The organism is Lyngbya sp. PCC 8106, from assembly GCF_000169095.1.
In the GTDB taxonomy this organism is placed as follows: Bacteria; Cyanobacteriota; Cyanobacteriia; order Cyanobacteriales; family Microcoleaceae; genus Capilliphycus.
In genome coordinates, this window is record NZ_AAVU01000002.1 from 172,575 (window position 1) to 187,533 (window position 14,959).

Here is a 14,959-nt window from a genome sequence, read left to right on the forward strand (position 1 = left end):
TATTACTCAAAAATGGAAAATCTAATTTCTCAAAGAATTACCTTAAATCCAGATATATGTCATGGTAAACCCTGTATTCGAGGATTGCGTTATCCTGTAGAGTTTATTTTAGAGTTATTGAGTTCGGGTATGAGTCCGGAGGAAATTTTAGAAGATTATGAAGATTTAGAACGCGATGATATCTTAGCTGCTTTACAATTTGCAACTCGACTCACTCAAATCAAGGGGATATATCAGATAGTGTAATGAAATTTTTAATTGATGCACAATTACCGATGCGTCTTGCACGTATTTTACAAATTGCAGGTTATGATACAGTTCATACCCTGGATTTACCTCAAAAAAATGCAACACCAGATACAGAAATTAATTTGATTTAAATCGACGAAAGCCGAGTTGTTATCACCAAAGATAGAGATTTTATGGATTCGTTTTTAATTCGACAACAACCTTATAAGCTTTTGCTGATTACAACAGGTAACATTAGCAATAACGAACTGATGAATTTATTTACAAATCATCTATCTGAAATAGTCGAACTCTTTGAACAAAATTCATTGATTGAGATGAGTCGCAATGCTATTATTATACATCAGTGAAGACAAAGTGTAATCTCTAAAAATTAATAAAAAAAGCGATCGCACTCAACTTTGAAGGGAAAAGGGTATGCGATCGCCTTATTTGTTTAAAAACAGCAAATTTAATTGTTAGATGCTGTATCTAGCGGTTCTGAGGGGTTCTCTACCTTCCCATTTGTAGATTCAGATAGTGCATTCGGTTGTTCTTTTGGTAAGTCTACCTTCTCATTTACAGGAACTAACTGAGGTTGAGGTTTTTCTGCTGCTTTGTTCGCATCAATAATTTCAGTAATTGCTTTATCAAAATGCTCCTGAGTAACCTTCTTTTCGGAGTCGGGTTTATCTTCATGCGCCGCAGCTACAACAGCTTGAAAAACAGCATTTTTGATATCTCGCCCGGAGATTTGATCAAACTGTTTTGCAAGGTATTTAAAATCTACTGAACTATCTAACGGCAGTTTTTCTGGAATTTGAGCTTCCCAAATTTTAACACGTCCTTCTTCATCCGGTAACTCAAACTTAATTGTTCGTCGAATTCGACTGACAAAAGCTGGATCGTAGTTACTGTATAAATTGGTTGCAAAAATGACAACTCCTTCGTACTTAGAAAGCTCAGTCAGCATTACACTACGAGTTAAGTTCACTGCTGTATCAACAGCTTGCGTAACATTCTCTAAACGCTTACCTAAAAAAGAATCAGCTTCGTCAAAGAATAAGATAGCATTCTTTTCAGTTGCAAACTTAAAGACATCTGAAATATTCTTCGGTGTTTCACCAACATACTTTGATTCAAGTTGCTGATAAGGAACAACGAGAATCTTTCGGTTAAGTGCATGAGCTATTACTTCGGCTGTAAGAGTTTTTCCAGTTCCAGGGGGGCCATAAAAGTTAATGGAAAGAGATTTATCAAGTTTATGCTTTTCTCCTATCCCCCATGTTTCATAGATTAATTTCTGATGCTTAAGTTCAGCCATCATTAAATCTACCTGATGTCGAGTTTCTGCGGTTAGAATGACATCTTGGAGTGTGTACTTTGGCTCTCGGATATAAAGGCTAAAATCTATCTTTGATTCTTGTTCTTTATTGGAATTTTCAGTTTTTTGAGCATCGTCTTTCTGAGAGCTAGAACGATTTTCTCCTGCTGCCTGACGAAATGCTTCTAGCTTATCGGGTCTTGGCATTAGTCTTTCCTCTTTACAATTTTAACTACATCAAAGGATTAATCTATCTGGATAATCAAAGCATTAAAGAACAATTCTTTCTTCATTTTTACATAAGGATCTCCAGCTTTACTTACTTTATCTACAAAACCTACAAAAGAACCCAAAACTTGACTGAATGGGCGATCAGATTTAATTACATTTGTCACTATTTCTAGCTTCTCCGGTGGAACGATAAAATTACCAAATAAGGGCTTAAAGAGTTTGTTAGAATTGTCCAGCCACTCCTCACGTTCTTCACCCTTTAGCTCATTATCCAATACATAAATTTTTTTCAACTTAGAAGCTGGACTGTGAGATGGGATCAGGACATCACAATGATCAATCGTTGGAATTCTGTACCCAACATTTTCTTGTCTAATCTTATTATCTTCGTCATAAAGCCATATTTTTAGATCTGTAAAACTACAGTTAGATAAACGACTACTTCTGCGAAATAAATCTCTGACTATTAAATCATCAAAAAATTGCTGTATTTTCTCATTTATTGTACAATTACCATTCTTGTTTTTTTGACCAGGCACTCCGAATAACTCAATAGTTTTCAATTGACTAGAAGGTTCAGGTGAACGAAAACCGATTTGTAGATATACTTTATTTTCTAAATTTATTTCCATTTTTTACTGCTGTTTTAATTAATGATTATAGAACTTATTTGGTGGTTTCTAATACCATGGGTTTTGAATTCTCTCGAGTTGGTAGTGGAGAATCTTGAGGTGCTTCCTTGATTGTAAAAACTTGGGATGGCTTACCACGAAACTTGGAATCCCAAACTTCCATGATCGTCTCATAACCTTTGTAGAAGATTACATACAATCCATGTACAAAGCCATAGGCTTTTATTAAAGCAGTTTCTACTTGTTTCCAAACTTTATTGAGATTATTGATCAGATTATGAATAAATTTTTTAAAAACTTTTCCTAACCAATTTACTAACTGATTGAATAAACGACCTGATTTTTTTAAAAATCCCATTAATATTTCCTCCAGATGTAATTACTACAAACTTAGCTTACTAAAATTACCTGTTGCAACTAAGCTTTTCCATAACTTAGAAAAGGGTTTTGACAAAGCCTCAATGATTGCAGCAACACCAACAACAGTACCTGCGATCGCTGAAACAGCAACTTGCAGTACAATATCCAACATGAGTTTTGTTAAGTTCTTTGAGTTCGCTTATCAATAGCCTGATTAATTTCTGACCCTGGTAAGCTTGCTATATTCCGATCATATTTCAGGTTTCTTGAATGTTTGTCTGATGAAGGTCAGGAAACATGGTAGGATTACATCAGGAATTTAATAGGACTTTCCGATGTCCACTGACGAACAGTTCAACCAGGCTGCACGAGATTGGGACTTAGAAACTTTGTATATTGACCTCGCCTCTGCGAAGGGTAAACGTCTAACTCCGATGGAGAAGCTACATCTGCGAGGGTTGTTGTGTGGTTATAGTCCTAGCGAAATTGCTGAAAAACTCGGTAAAAATCCTAAAGGGGTTGAGACTGACCTATGTGCGACTTTATATAGATACGTGAAAAGTTTACTCGATAAGTGTGATGAGCGGATCGAAAACTGGAGAAATGTTGCAGAATGGTTGGATGATGCAGGATATAAATGTCAACCTCCTTCTGAAGTTTCACTGGAGAGTTTATTACCGGAAAAAAGCGTTGTTAATGTTAATAATATTCATATTGACAATCATCAGTTAGTTGTTGTTTTTAGCTTGAAAATTCCAACTTCCCAAGCAACAGAATTATCAATTCCAAATTTCGACTTAGGGAATGAAGGGCTAAAGGATTAAAAAAGTGAATTGATGAATGAAAATAGCAATTCACTCAGTTTGTGACGATCGCACATAAATTCGACATAATAGGAGAATAGACGAAGCCAGGGTCACAAATTCTCTATGAATACAGTCGATTATCTCCGCATTAGCCTAATAGACCGTTGTAACTTCCGATGTCAATATTGTATGCCGGAAGGGGCGGAAATCGACTATATTTTGCAGCAGAACCTCCTCACCAACGATGAACTGTTAACGCTGCTGCGAGAGGTATTTATTCCGGTGGGGTTTACTCGCTTTCGGCTAACAGGCGGTGAACCGTTGTTGCGTCCGGGGGTGGTAAACTTAGTCAAAGAAATTGCGGCTTTTCCCGAAACTCAAGATTTGGCGATGACCACCAACGCCTTTTTACTTGCAAACAGGGCGCAATCGTTGTATGATGCAGGGTTAAGACGGATTAATATTAGCTTAGATTCTCTCGATCCTGATACGTTTAATCAGATTATTGGTAATCGAGGACGCGATCGCTGGCAACAGGTTTGGGACGGTATTCAAGCCGCTTATCGAGTTGGGTTCGATCCCCTGAAGTTGAATGTGGTGGTAATTCCAGGGGTAAACGATCAAGAAGTGTTAGACCTGGCTGCTTTAACGATAGATCGACATTGGCACGTTCGTTTCATTGAGTTTATGCCAATTGGGAATGGTCAATTATTTGATGATTGCGGTTGGATCGCATCAGTTGACCTCAGACAACAAATTCGCGATCGCTGGGGGTTAACCGAATCTGATGTACGGGGAAACGGCCCTGCGGATGTGTTTCAAATTCCGGGCGCCAAAGGAACACTGGGCTTTATTAGTCAGATGTCGGAGTGTTTTTGCGATCGCTGTAACCGGATGCGGTTCTCGGCTGATGGTTGGTTGCGTCCCTGTCTCCTCAATGAAACGGGTCAGATAGACCTTAAAACCCCGCTTCGTCAAGGTGTTTCCTTTGAGGAGTTGCGAGAACGGGTAGAATACCTACTTCGCATCAAACCCGATATCAACTTCAAACAACGAGAAGCAGGGACAACCGACGGTTATAGTCGCACCATGTCACAAATTGGTGGTTAGTTGTTGAGAGGGGAGAGGAGAAGAAAGCAGCGTTATTGTTTTGATTCCCTTCTCAAATTCTTCCTTCCTCCGCTAACAACCAACCCACAAACCATAATTAAGCTTGACGTGAGTAATACTCAACCACCAACAGTTCGTTAACTTGGAGTGCGACCCATTCGCGATCAATAACACTATTCACCTTAGCGAGCAGTTTTTCTTTGTCTAACTCCAGGTGAGAGGGAACATTCGCTAAACCCGGATACTGGAGGTTGGCTTTCACCATTTCGCGAGATTTTTCCTTGTTTCTGATCCCAACTACATCTCCAGGACGACACTGATAGCTAGCCACATCGACCACCCGATCATTAACGGTAACATGACCATGATTGACTAACTGACGAGCGCCGGGAATTGTCGGAGCCATCCCTAACCGGAAGATGGTGTTATCCAGACGCATCTCTAACATTTGTAGCAAAACTTGACCCGTTGAACCTGTGGCTCGACGTGCTTTTTTGACATAACGCAGCAATTGCTTTTCAGAAAGACCGTAGTTGAACCGGAGTTTCTGCTTTTCTTCCAAACGAATCGCATATTCAGAGCGTTTGCGACGGGCTTGACCGTGTTGACCTGGGGGATAAGCGCGTCTAGCGACTTTCCGAGTTAATCCGGGTAAGTCTCCTAAACGACGAACAATCCTTAGACGGGGGCCTCTATATCGAGACATTTAACTTCCTCTCTCCATAATATTTATTACCAAACCTCTATTTTAGTCTTCTACCACACCAACAATCAACTCCTAATTTGAAGTCGAGCCAGAAGCGAAAAAGTAATGATATGATAATCGGGAACTTTGACTAACGGTTATAGTAAAATCTGTTCTGTGGTGGTGCGTGTTCCCTTGCAACTTGCGGGGTCAGACCGCAATGAAGGCTGAGTATTCTATAACTGCTGCAAAATCTTCTCGATCGCCTTTTATTTATAATTTGCTATGATTTCTTCTTTGTTATCCCGTTGGACTTTTTTTAGATTTTCCGACAATAGACAGCAGGGTTGGCGCTGGTTGTCGAGAATAGTATTATCAATGGGTACGGTGAGTTTGCTGGCTGCTCCTGTGACTGCGTTTCCCTCGTTTAATTTAGTCAATGATAAAGATTACAGAAGGTGTGCTGAGGGTTTACGCGATGCCGGAATTACCCCTCTACTCTCCTCTCAAGCCTGTGCGGGGGTAATTCGTCCTCGAGATTTATCGGAATGTGTCGTCAGCATTGGCAATACTGGACAAATTAGCAGTGAAGAAGCGCTGGTGGGTTGTGTGAGTGTGCGGCGTCCGAAAGAATTAGGAATTTGTGTTAGTGATATTGTTACAGAAGGTCGCGGCGTTGAACCGTTGAATGTGTTAAATAGTTGTGCATTAAGTCTATTACCCGAACGTCATTCTTTTTGTGTTCTGGGATTAGCAGAAGTTAATCGAGATGTTCCGGTTGATGACTTATTAAATATTTGTCTGAACCCACCGGAACAGTTTACGGATTTGGATTTGGAGTTGCAGGCGGAAACTGAGACGGATGAACCTCGGTAGAATTAATCGTATTTAACAGCATTTGAAAGACTTTTTCTGCTGCTTGTTCAACGGATGGACTTAGTTCCCAACCAAACTCTAAACATTCAGCTTCGATTAAATAAACGCTAACATCCTGCGGGAAGTTGTCTTGAAAAATACGACGACCCGCAGCTAAAGCATGATCCCATCGAAAATCATGTAAATTGTAACTGGCTTCGGGTAATTGTTCAAGTTCTGTACCGGGAACTTCAAAAACTGCACCTGCTTCTGAACCGCTTGAACTCGCATCAATAATGATTAATTGTTGGCTTCCTCTGGCTTGGAACATGACTTCCATTCCCGCCGTTCCACAGTCAAATATTCGTATGTTTGGATGAGGGTTTTGGCTGAGATATTGTTGTAAACGTTGAGCGACAATTACTCCGACTGCATCATCACAGCGATTGAGATTTCCACATCCTATAATCGTTAGCATTGATTCGTTAAATATTATTGTAACCGATAGTTGTACAACATGATCACAACCAAATCTCAACTCACTCTAGAAGAATTTCTCGCCCTGACCGAAACCGACTTAAACTATGAATTAGTGAATGGAGAAGCAGTTCCTAAAATGGCACCCAAACGTTTTCATTCTCGACTGACAGGTACTTTGTATATCCTCCTAACCGAATGGTGTAAAAACCAAGGAGAAGTGGGGATAGAATGGGCTGTTGTTCTCAAAAGAAATAATCGAGATTGGGTGACGATTCCCGACTTACTTTATATTTCCTACACTCGTCTTCCGTTAGAACGATTTGAGGATGAAGCTTGTCCGGTTCCTCCAGAATTAGCCATTGAAATTATATCACCCGACCAAACATTTGGGGAGATTAGCGAAAAAGCAATTGATTATCTCAATGCGGGAGTATTGAGGGTTTGGGTGGTTGACGCGAAAGCAAAAACGATTACCATTTTTTATCCCGACGCACCCCCGCAAACGAAACGAAATGAAGCAAGTTTGAATGATAATTTATTAGAAGGAATAACATTTAACCCCCAACAAATTTTTCAACAAGCAGGTATTGTTTAAAATGAATCTAAATTTCAACAATTCGCTGAAATTCTCGAAAGTCAGGAAAAAATTATCGGGTCAAACTGCCATTATTTCTGAACCTGATTTGACCAACTTTAACTGATGAGGATAAACAGTTTCCACGCCAATTGTTTCCATAAATACATCGGGTTCATTCTCTGTCGCCGGAATAAAATTTCCTTCGGCTTCTGCTTTAACCCATCCGCCAAATAACTCAACAAGATAGGCTTCATTGTGATTGAAAACCTCAACAATAGTTCCGGCTGTTCCTTTGGGTGCAATCCCGCCATCGGAAAGAGAAATCGCTTCTGTTAAACTAACCGCATCAAATAACTGAAATTGTTTCATTGCTGCCTCCCATATCGTTCTGGAAATGCGGTGACAAATCGAGCAACGTCTTCGCCAAAGCGTACAATCCAAATTGTACGGATTTGCCAAGATACTCCAGATATACCTGTTACTAGGATAACAGCTTGATAGCGATCGCCATAATCATTCTGTCCGACTAATTGTAACTGTTCCAACGAGAGTTGAGCAAGAATTACCTCTCGAAGCACTTCTGGAGACTCAAACCCCATGATTTGACGCCAGAATTTTTGTTTGTCACCACCGACACCCGGTTGACTAGCACGGTTAAGCAGGTATTGGGCTTTTGCAAGGGGAAAGTCCAAACGAGTGGGTGCAGTCATACAAACTTGAAAGACAGGAAAATTTGTTCCAAGATGACAATTATAGTTTCAGTTAAGAGAGTGGGCATAGCCCACCCTACAAATCGTTTTAAGCAGTACGGAACCGGGCTAATTCTTCACCTGTTTTCGCATCATGGGCGTGAACAGTACAGACTAAACAAGAGTCAAAAGAACGGGCAACATGACCCACTTCTACAGGGTCATTTTTATCAGCAATAGGAGTCCCAATTAACGCTTCTTCGATAGGGCCACGAATTCCTTCACCGTCACGAGGGCCGATATTCCAAGTCGAAGGGGCGATAACTTGATAGTTCTTAATTTTACCGTCTTCGACTTCCACCCAATGACACAAGGCGCCGCGACTGGCTTCTGTCGCCCCCCAACCCCGTCCGTCTTTTTGGGTGGGTTTGATATACCAAGGGTCACGCAGTTTAAACTCGCGCAGACAGCGTTCGACTTCTCGATATAATTTCACTTGTTCGTGCATTCGGGCTAACTGACGTAGATGCACACTCGGCCCTCCCATTTTCTTGAACATATCGAGAATAAAGCCATCATAATGCTGCCAACTCTCACCATGACGTCCGCCTGCAACGAGTTGACGAGAAAGTGAACCGACTTCCATCCGTCCAAAATCTTGATGTTTAACCGCAGTTCCCCAGGTATAGGCCCCGTCTTGGAAATTGACATCGTTATTTTGTTGGGGAACCGTAAAACGGTCAAAAGGATGCACATCTTCGTTGCCTTCCTCGTACCAAGCATGGGTGGTATTCTCGCGAGTGAAATGATGTTCCATCAGTTGATGGGTGTCGCTAAAACTATCATAAACCCCACTTTTCATAATCACCGCCCCATTGCGTCCGGCAATTGTTGGGCGTTGATATTTATCTTCGTGGGGAAGATAACCCCAAGTCATGTATTTACCCGTTCCCATCCCGAATTTATCCAAACCAATATCTAACCCCATTCGCCAATAAAAGCCTAAGTCGGAGTTGAGATGATTGGGACTTTCATTCAACCAGTCCATAAAATCATCATAGGACTGAATTTCTTCATAACGTTCCAACGAACACCCTAACCAAACGGGTTCTAACCAGTTCGTGCGGAAATATTCTAAAATCGACCAAGCCCGAGTAATATCGGTTAAAGTGGGCGCACACATCACGCCACCGGGAACCATAAAGCTAGAATGGGGCCATTGCCCGCCAAACAACGCATAAATTTCAACGGGTTTTGCGGAAATGGTGACGCCAATTTCATAGGATTTTCCGGTATAAGCTGAAAACCGACGACAAGCTTCTTCGTAAAAAGGGCTATTTTGATATTTTTTATTGGTTAGGTCGATAGCAAACAAGCCGTAAAAATAACGAGGATGGCTTTGAATGGTTTCGACTAACTGACCTAAATTTCTTGCTAAAATCGCATTGCGAGGAACTTCGGTTTCCCAAGCGGTATCCAACGCCCAAGATGCACAAGTCAGGTGAGAGGCTCCACAAATTCCACAAATTCTGGGCGTAACAATTAATCCGGCTTGGGGGTCTTTGCCTCGGAGGATGACTTCAAACCCGCGAAATAGTTGGGCTTGTGTCCAAGCATTAACGACCTGGCCGTCTTGGATATCGACTCGGACATCTAAGTCTCCTTCGACTCGGCCAACGGGAGATATATCTAAAGTTTCGACAGATGTTCGTTGTGCAACCATGTTGTTTTCTCTATTAATTTAGGGGATAGAGGACAGGTAACAGAGGACAAAGATGAATGATGAATCTTCCCTGTTACCTGTGTTTCCTCTTTATTGGTATCTATTTCAAAGCCGTTTGTTAAACAGTGAAAATGTCTTCTTCTGCCCATTTCGGGGTTGAATCTTTGGCGACAACGGTTAATAGGGCGTAGTCTTTGCGGTTGACACCTGTGGGTAATTCTTTGGGAACTCCCATCACGGTTTGGGTTTTAAAGACGGTGCCGGGTTGCAGGTCATGGAACGGAAATTCAGGTTCGGTACAGCCCAGACAAGGCATTCCAGCGCGGGTTTTAGAAGAAACGCGGTTCCACAAAATCCGGTTACAGGAAGAATGAGTCATCGGTCCGCGACACCCTAAGTCGTAAAAGAGACAACCGCCCCGTTGTCCGAAGTCGGAGGTTGAGGCTTTGTAGGCAAAGTGAATGTTGCGAGTACATCCGGTTTGGGTGAAACTCTTGAAGAAGGTTTCGGGGCGATGAAATTCGTCTAGGGTGATATCATCTAGCCTTCCGGTGGAAACGGCGACTAAAATTTGAGTTATCCAGTCGGGATGGGCGGGACAACCGGGAATATTGATAACGGGAAATCCAGCTTGACTGAGGTAGTCGGGGCCGAGAAAGCCGCCTTTTTGCCGTTTGAGAAATTGTAACCCTTCGGACTCGCTAGGGTTGGGTGACATCGCGGGAATACCGCCATAGGTGGCACAGTCTCCGATAGCGACGACGAATTTAGCGACTTGGGAGAGGTCGGATAACCAGTCTTTCATTGGACGGTCTGCGAAACGGTTCCATTCTCCTGTGCCTTTGGGGGCGTTGACGACGCTACCTTCAAAGACGAGGATATCAACCGGGATAATTCCGTTGATGCAGTCTCGCAGTAGTTTTTTCAGGCTTTCTCCGAGTTCGAGTCCCAGGGAGGGATGCCAGAGGAGGTTGATGTTAAAGTCGGTTATTAGGTCACAGACGCTTGGTTCTTCGGCGTTGAGAAATGACATGGTGTTTCCTGAACAGGCGCCACCTTGTAGCCAGAGGACGTTAGCCACAATAATTCTCCTTTTGCAATTCGGACAAACAGTTTGGATATTAGATGATGACTTTTAACAATTATGTAGTGCAAAACTTTAGATTTTGATCATCATGGCGAATTTTTTTAGATTTATGAGGATTAGATTAACAAAAGTTTTGAGTCGTTGATTGTTATTGATGAAACAAAATTGACAAAGTTTGAGTTTATCGTTAGATTTGCAGAAATTTTTTTGAGGGGTTTTTTGACGAAAAATTGCTCAAAAGCACGAACATAGCGAGATTCAAGAACCTTAAAAAAGCCTTAAATTGAGCTTATCTTGACAGAGATGCAATTCAACTAAGCAACGGTATCAGATAATACAGTTATTTCCGGCAAATAAGGATTAGTTTAAGGCAACAAGAGTGACTATTTTTGCTTAAATTGTTGTTAATTGCTGAGATTGACGTTAACGATTGTGTTGAGTATTTGCTAATCGCGTCAACCTCAAAAACCATTTGTTAAACCCTTCACCCCTAGAATAGTTGTGACACAAAGTTTTACTGATTCTGCTGTTAAAGCCGCTACTGCTGCGGTTGAGTCTGAAGCCGCTACCGTTGCTGAAAAAGTGCAAATGTTGAGTGAAATTTCACGGGGGTTGCTGCAAAAGCCAAAAGGCATTGAACAGATTGAAGCGGCGGTGTTATTATACCGTCAAGCGATTGAGTTGTGCGGTACCGAATATCCTCTTTTAAAAGCACGGGCGACTGTTGGTTTAGGTATTGCTCTGCGAACTTATCCTGGTGAAAGTTCAGACGGGTTAGTTGCAGCCAAAAAAGTTTTTGAAACGGCATTACCGATTTTACAACAACAAGCTTCCCCGGAAGAAGTTGCCGAATTGCAGATGAATTTGGGGCTAGTTTTTCAGGCGTTGGTTCCGTTTAATCTCGCCCAAACTAAAGATGCGGTACAAGCGTATCAACAGGCGTTAGAAGTATTTACGCCGAAGGAATATCCCCAAGAATACGCTATCCTACACAATAATATTGCGATCGCTTATTTGTCAATGTCGATGTCAGGAGATGGCGAAGATATGCGTCAGGCGTTGGCGGTTCAGTCGTTTGAAGAAGCGTTGAATTGGATTATTTTAACCGATCATCCGTCTGAATATGCGATGTTACAAAATAATCTGGGAAATGCGTTGCAATATCTGCCGAGTGTTCATCCGGTTGAGAATAATTTGCGGGCTTTAGAGGCTTATAACGAAGCGTTAAAAGTGCGGACAGCTAAAGATACGCCAGTTGAGTATGCTAATACAATTGCCAACAAAGCTAATATTTTATTTAATCTTCCAGATGATGTCGAAAATCCAGAAGCTGGAAATCCCAATCATCTCAAAACTGCAAAGACTCTCTACGAAGAAGCCCAATTAATTTTTACTCAATATGGGGAGTCAGAACGGGCGGAAATGGTCGGTCAGGCGTTGCAAGATTTGGATGTCGAATTACAAGCGTTGTCTTCTGTAAATTAAACAAGGAGAAAGGCATGAATGAGTTAAATCAAGAACTGTTAGAAGTGTTGAATACTCCAGTAATACAGACGTTTTGGGCGAATTTTATTACGGGTGAAATCACACTATTAACAGGGATTGTTTGGTTGGCTGTTGCAGGTTCAGTGTCTATTTTGGGCGGTGCAATTGGGGGCGTTTTATTAGCTAGAAAAGATTTAGGTTTTGGTCTAGCAGCCTCCATTGGGGGTTTGTTTGGGCCAGTGGGTGTTTTACCTGCAATTGCAATTGGATTGATTGTCTTGAAGTTTGTTTAGAATTGAGGAGAAATTTTTATGTTAGAGGTCGGTTGGTTCAGTACCAAGTTACTGTTAAAAGGTAAATTGTTGCGAAATCCGGGCTATTTTATTCGTCAAAGTTCTATCGGCTTGGGTTTGGGTTTACTCTTGTTTGTGGGCTTGGATAAAGTGGGTGTGACTTTGTGGTTGCCGATTGTTTTATCGAGTTTGTTAACAGGAATTGCCATGCCGTTTCTGTTGAAAGATATCAAAATGAAATAACCCCCAATTTTGGGGATAAGTAAAAATGGGCGCAAGCAAAAATGGGCGCAAGCCTTGCGCCCCTACAGTTAATTTAAAATAAAAATAACAATAAAAAATAAAATATTATGACTTCAACCCAGATTTCTCCCGAAGATGGGGTAACGTTAGAAGATTTGGTTAAAGAAATAAAGTTTTTTGAAAATACTGTTTTAGAATGGCATGACCCGGAAAAGTTATTGGTTGTCGAAGGCTTAAAACAATCAATTGAAGCATTACACAAAGAAGCCCTAACTCGTTTAATTCGCAGTGTTAAACAAGAGTCTCTCTCGGCGTTACGTCATGCGGTTGAAGATGAAGTTGTTTATGGACTGCTACGCTATCACGAACTCATCAAACCGCCCCAACCTCCCTTAGAAAACCGCATTCAACAAGCGTTAGAAGAAGTGCGTCCGGGGTTAAAAAGTCATAGCGGTGATGTGGAATTAGTTGCGATTAAACTCCCCGATACAGTAGAAGTTAAATTAGTTGGAACTTGTAGCAATTGTCCGGCTTCTACGTTAACTCTAAAACAAGGCGTTGAACAAGCAATTAAAAATCATTGTCCTGAAATCAACCACGTTATCTCGGTTAATACTCCCGTTTCGGCTAACAATTCTGATTCAATTACTAGCCCTTTTGCGGCAAATCAGGAAGTCGGTTGGGTGGCGATAACAACAATAGAAGAAATTCCAGATGGGGGAATTTTAGCGGTAGAACTGGATGGGTTAAAGTTAATTATAACCCAATTTGCGGATAAAATTCAAGCCTATCGTAATAGTTGTACTCATCTGGCAATGCCATTAGATAAAGGCAAAATTCAAGACGGAATTCTCACCTGTCCGTTTCATCATTTCCAATACAATTTAACAACAGGAGAATGTCTCACCGCCCCCGAAATGCCCTTACAACCCTATCCCATTAAACGAGTTGGGGAACGAGTGTTAGTCCGAATTTAATTAATAGTTGAATGAATACCCCAATTAATTCTCAATCTTCTTCTATTCAAGATATTTTTGCCCCAAAAGGCGCTGAAATTATTCTCGGACAGCAACCCTCTGATATTTTGGCAGTTCCCCTCGAACCCACTGCTACAACCATGTTTGGGCCGCGTGGCTTGTGTTGGGTGGAAAATGGGCCATTGTGGGTTGCGGATACCGGACATCATCGTTTGTTGGGATGGCGCCAACGTCCAGAAGTTGACGGACAGGCGGCGGACTGGGTGATTGGACAACCGAACTTTAACCAAGAAGGACAAAACGCCAACGGTTCCCCAACGGCTGCAACGGTGAGTGTTCCCACAGGAATATGTGTTTGTGGCGAAAGTTTGGCGGTGGCGGATGCGTGGAATCATCGGGTTTTAATTTGGAAAAAAGTTCCTCAAGATAGCAATATTCCGGCAGATATTGTTCTCGGACAAGCAAATTTTAACGCCAATGAACCGAACCGAGGTGAGTTTGAAACGGCTGCGAATCGAATGCACTGGCCCTATGGTGTTTTGTATTATAATGGGCAGTTTTTTGTGGCGGATACGGGAAATAGACGGGTGTTAGTTTGGCGAGAATTTCCGATAGAAAATGGTCAACCTGCGGACTTTGTTTTAGGACAGTCTGATTTGGTTTCTCGGGATGAAAATGGTGGCGGAAGTCCAACGGCTTCTAGTCTGCGTTGGCCTCATGCGTTAACGGTTTGGAATCATCGTTTTGTTGTTAGCGATGCGGGGAATAATCGGATAATGATTTGGGATAATATTCCCACAGAAATGAATCAACCTTGTGCGTTAGTTTTGGGTCAAAAGGGTTTTGATACGGTTGAATTGAATCAAGGGGTTTATTTCCCGTCTGACTCCTGTTTAAGTATGCCCTATGGGGTCGCTGCAACATCAGAATGGTTGATTGCTGCTGATACTGCAAACTCAAGGTTAATTGGATGGAAAGGTGAAGTTTCAACGGGAAAATCTGCGGAAATGTTAACAGGTCAATCTAACTTTAAGAGTAAAAGTGAAAACCGTTCTTATGGGAATGCAACTCGCAATAGTTTGTGTTGGCCCTATGGAATTCAAGTTTATGGAAATACGGCGATGATTGCAGATTCTGGGAATAATCGGGTGTTATTGTGGTCAATGAGTTAAAT

At 41.6% G+C, this 14,959-nt stretch carries 20 protein-coding genes and 1 pseudogene; 11 read left to right on the plus strand and 10 right to left on the minus strand.

From position 1 onward, the window contains the following. Positions 1–12: 12 nt before the first annotated feature. Both L8106_RS01850 and L8106_RS34390 read left to right on the plus strand, forming a co-directional pair. Positions 13–246, plus strand: a complete 234-nt coding sequence (locus tag L8106_RS01850) for a DUF433 domain-containing protein (protein ID WP_009782461.1) — start codon at positions 13–15, stop codon at positions 244–246. Then, a pseudogene (locus tag L8106_RS34390) lies at positions 246–599 on the plus strand (DUF5615 family PIN-like protein). Before L8106_RS01850 ends, L8106_RS34390 begins: the two are co-directional and overlap by 1 nt. 101 nt (positions 600–700) lie before the next feature. Here the strand turns inward: L8106_RS34390 and L8106_RS01860 are convergent. Genes L8106_RS01860 through L8106_RS31885 form a run of 4 tightly spaced genes read right to left on the minus strand, consistent with a single transcriptional unit; the run spans position 701 to position 2,947 of the window. Next, positions 701–1,759, minus strand: coding sequence for an ATP-binding protein (locus L8106_RS01860; protein ID WP_009782464.1), 1,059 nt, complete (start codon positions 1,757–1,759; stop codon positions 701–703). A gap of 38 nt (positions 1,760–1,797) precedes the next feature. Continuing rightward, positions 1,798–2,415: a hypothetical protein gene (locus L8106_RS01865; protein ID WP_009782465.1), complete on the minus strand. Its 618-nt coding sequence runs from the start codon at positions 2,413–2,415 to the stop codon at positions 1,798–1,800. Positions 2,416–2,449: 34 nt separating this feature from the next. Further along, the gene (locus L8106_RS01870) at positions 2,450–2,773 is read right to left on the minus strand and encodes a hypothetical protein (RefSeq protein WP_009782466.1); all 324 of its coding nucleotides are present in this window, start codon (positions 2,771–2,773) and stop codon (positions 2,450–2,452) included. A gap of 24 nt (positions 2,774–2,797) precedes the next feature. Then, complete coding sequence (locus tag L8106_RS31885; RefSeq protein WP_009782467.1) at positions 2,798–2,947, minus strand: hypothetical protein; 150 nt, start codon at positions 2,945–2,947, stop codon at positions 2,798–2,800. A 163-nt stretch (positions 2,948–3,110) separates the two neighbouring features. On the opposite strand from L8106_RS31885, the gene L8106_RS01875 reads away from it, so the two are divergent. Together L8106_RS01875 and moaA are read left to right on the plus strand one after the other, a co-directional pair. After that, positions 3,111–3,599, plus strand: coding sequence for a hypothetical protein (locus L8106_RS01875; protein WP_009782468.1), 489 nt, complete (start codon positions 3,111–3,113; stop codon positions 3,597–3,599). Positions 3,600–3,704: 105 nt separating this feature from the next. Beyond that, complete coding sequence (gene moaA, locus L8106_RS01880) at positions 3,705–4,691, plus strand: GTP 3',8-cyclase MoaA (protein ID WP_039895278.1); 987 nt, start codon at positions 3,705–3,707, stop codon at positions 4,689–4,691. 97 nt (positions 4,692–4,788) lie between these two features. Here the strand turns inward: moaA and rpsD are convergent, their stop codons facing one another. Further along, positions 4,789–5,397: a 30S ribosomal protein S4 gene (gene rpsD / locus L8106_RS01885; protein ID WP_009782470.1), complete on the minus strand. Its 609-nt coding sequence runs from the start codon at positions 5,395–5,397 to the stop codon at positions 4,789–4,791. Positions 5,398–5,661: 264 nt separating this feature from the next. Between rpsD and L8106_RS01890 the strand changes: the two genes are divergently transcribed. Next, positions 5,662–6,252 carry a hypothetical protein gene (locus L8106_RS01890; protein WP_156803555.1) on the plus strand — a complete coding sequence of 197 codons (591 nt, stop codon included), beginning with the start codon at positions 5,662–5,664 and terminating at the stop codon, positions 6,250–6,252. Here L8106_RS01890 and L8106_RS01895 read toward each other — a convergent pair. Then, on the minus strand, positions 6,197–6,709 hold the full coding sequence (locus tag L8106_RS01895; RefSeq protein WP_009782472.1) for a hydrogenase maturation protease: 513 nt from the start codon (positions 6,707–6,709) through the stop codon (positions 6,197–6,199). The two genes, L8106_RS01890 and L8106_RS01895, sit on opposite strands and share 56 nt — an antisense overlap. A gap of 39 nt (positions 6,710–6,748) precedes the next feature. Here L8106_RS01895 and L8106_RS01900 point away from each other — a divergent pair, with 39 nt between their 5' ends. Then, complete coding sequence (locus L8106_RS01900) at positions 6,749–7,306, plus strand: Uma2 family endonuclease (RefSeq protein ID WP_009782473.1); 558 nt, start codon at positions 6,749–6,751, stop codon at positions 7,304–7,306. Positions 7,307–7,366: 60 nt separating this feature from the next. Here the strand turns inward: L8106_RS01900 and L8106_RS01905 are convergent, their stop codons facing one another. The 4 genes from L8106_RS01905 to L8106_RS01920 all read right to left on the minus strand — a co-directional run bounded on the left by L8106_RS01905 (position 7,367) and on the right by L8106_RS01920 (position 10,781). Beyond that, positions 7,367–7,657, minus strand: coding sequence for a hypothetical protein (locus L8106_RS01905; protein ID WP_009782474.1), 291 nt, complete (start codon positions 7,655–7,657; stop codon positions 7,367–7,369). After that, complete coding sequence (locus tag L8106_RS01910; protein ID WP_009782475.1) at positions 7,654–7,998, minus strand: DUF6883 domain-containing protein; 345 nt, start codon at positions 7,996–7,998, stop codon at positions 7,654–7,656. The genes L8106_RS01905 and L8106_RS01910 overlap by 4 nt, the downstream gene beginning before the upstream one ends. A gap of 88 nt (positions 7,999–8,086) precedes the next feature. Continuing rightward, complete coding sequence (locus tag L8106_RS01915) at positions 8,087–9,700, minus strand: nickel-dependent hydrogenase large subunit (RefSeq protein WP_009782476.1); 1,614 nt, start codon at positions 9,698–9,700, stop codon at positions 8,087–8,089. Positions 9,701–9,818: 118 nt separating this feature from the next. After that, entirely contained in the window at positions 9,819–10,781 is a 963-nt protein-coding gene (locus tag L8106_RS01920) for a hydrogenase small subunit (protein WP_009782477.1), read from the minus strand. 507 nt (positions 10,782–11,288) lie between these two features. Here L8106_RS01920 and L8106_RS01925 point away from each other — a divergent pair. The 5 genes from L8106_RS01925 to L8106_RS01945 all read left to right on the plus strand — a co-directional run bounded on the left by L8106_RS01925 (position 11,289) and on the right by L8106_RS01945 (position 14,957). Beyond that, positions 11,289–12,272, plus strand: a complete 984-nt coding sequence (locus L8106_RS01925; protein ID WP_009782478.1) for a hypothetical protein — start codon at positions 11,289–11,291, stop codon at positions 12,270–12,272. A gap of 14 nt (positions 12,273–12,286) precedes the next feature. Beyond that, positions 12,287–12,565: a hypothetical protein gene (locus L8106_RS01930; protein ID WP_009782479.1), complete on the plus strand. Its 279-nt coding sequence runs from the start codon at positions 12,287–12,289 to the stop codon at positions 12,563–12,565. Positions 12,566–12,583: 18 nt separating this feature from the next. After that, positions 12,584–12,808, plus strand: coding sequence for a hypothetical protein (locus tag L8106_RS01935; RefSeq protein WP_009782480.1), 225 nt, complete (start codon positions 12,584–12,586; stop codon positions 12,806–12,808). 107 nt (positions 12,809–12,915) lie between these two features. Then, entirely contained in the window at positions 12,916–13,785 is an 870-nt protein-coding gene (locus L8106_RS01940; RefSeq protein WP_009782481.1) for a NifU family protein, read from the plus strand. 11 nt (positions 13,786–13,796) lie between these two features. Continuing rightward, the gene (locus L8106_RS01945; RefSeq protein WP_009782482.1) at positions 13,797–14,957 is read left to right on the plus strand and encodes a hypothetical protein; all 1,161 of its coding nucleotides are present in this window, start codon (positions 13,797–13,799) and stop codon (positions 14,955–14,957) included. Positions 14,958–14,959: the final 2 nt, after the last annotated feature.

Excerpts from the sequence above, each read along its gene's own strand:
- moaA (WP_039895278.1), top strand. The coding sequence starts at position 3,705 with ATGAATACAGTCGATTATCTCCGCATTAGCCTAATAGACCGTTGTAAC.
- L8106_RS01900 (WP_009782473.1), top strand. The coding sequence starts at position 6,749 with ATGATCACAACCAAATCTCAACTCACTCTAGAAGAATTTCTCGCCCTG.
- L8106_RS01915 (WP_009782476.1), bottom strand. The coding sequence starts at position 9,700 with ATGGTTGCACAACGAACATCTGTCGAAACTTTAGATATATCTCCCGTT.
- L8106_RS31885 (WP_009782467.1), bottom strand. The coding sequence starts at position 2,947 with ATGTTGGATATTGTACTGCAAGTTGCTGTTTCAGCGATCGCAGGTACT.
- L8106_RS01850 (WP_009782461.1), top strand. The coding sequence starts at position 13 with ATGGAAAATCTAATTTCTCAAAGAATTACCTTAAATCCAGATATATGT.
- L8106_RS01870 (WP_009782466.1), bottom strand. The coding sequence starts at position 2,773 with ATGGGATTTTTAAAAAAATCAGGTCGTTTATTCAATCAGTTAGTAAAT.
- L8106_RS01890 (WP_156803555.1), top strand. The coding sequence starts at position 5,662 with ATGATTTCTTCTTTGTTATCCCGTTGGACTTTTTTTAGATTTTCCGAC.
- L8106_RS01860 (WP_009782464.1), bottom strand. The coding sequence starts at position 1,759 with ATGCCAAGACCCGATAAGCTAGAAGCATTTCGTCAGGCAGCAGGAGAA.
- L8106_RS01930 (WP_009782479.1), top strand. The coding sequence starts at position 12,287 with ATGAATGAGTTAAATCAAGAACTGTTAGAAGTGTTGAATACTCCAGTA.
- L8106_RS01895 (WP_009782472.1), bottom strand. The coding sequence starts at position 6,709 with ATGCTAACGATTATAGGATGTGGAAATCTCAATCGCTGTGATGATGCA.
- L8106_RS01875 (WP_009782468.1), top strand. The coding sequence starts at position 3,111 with ATGTCCACTGACGAACAGTTCAACCAGGCTGCACGAGATTGGGACTTA.
- rpsD (WP_009782470.1), bottom strand. The coding sequence starts at position 5,397 with ATGTCTCGATATAGAGGCCCCCGTCTAAGGATTGTTCGTCGTTTAGGA.
- L8106_RS01910 (WP_009782475.1), bottom strand. The coding sequence starts at position 7,998 with ATGACTGCACCCACTCGTTTGGACTTTCCCCTTGCAAAAGCCCAATAC.
- L8106_RS01935 (WP_009782480.1), top strand. The coding sequence starts at position 12,584 with ATGTTAGAGGTCGGTTGGTTCAGTACCAAGTTACTGTTAAAAGGTAAA.
- L8106_RS01865 (WP_009782465.1), bottom strand. The coding sequence starts at position 2,415 with ATGGAAATAAATTTAGAAAATAAAGTATATCTACAAATCGGTTTTCGT.
- L8106_RS01905 (WP_009782474.1), bottom strand. The coding sequence starts at position 7,657 with ATGAAACAATTTCAGTTATTTGATGCGGTTAGTTTAACAGAAGCGATT.
- L8106_RS01945 (WP_009782482.1), top strand. The coding sequence starts at position 13,797 with ATGAATACCCCAATTAATTCTCAATCTTCTTCTATTCAAGATATTTTT.
- L8106_RS01940 (WP_009782481.1), top strand. The coding sequence starts at position 12,916 with ATGACTTCAACCCAGATTTCTCCCGAAGATGGGGTAACGTTAGAAGAT.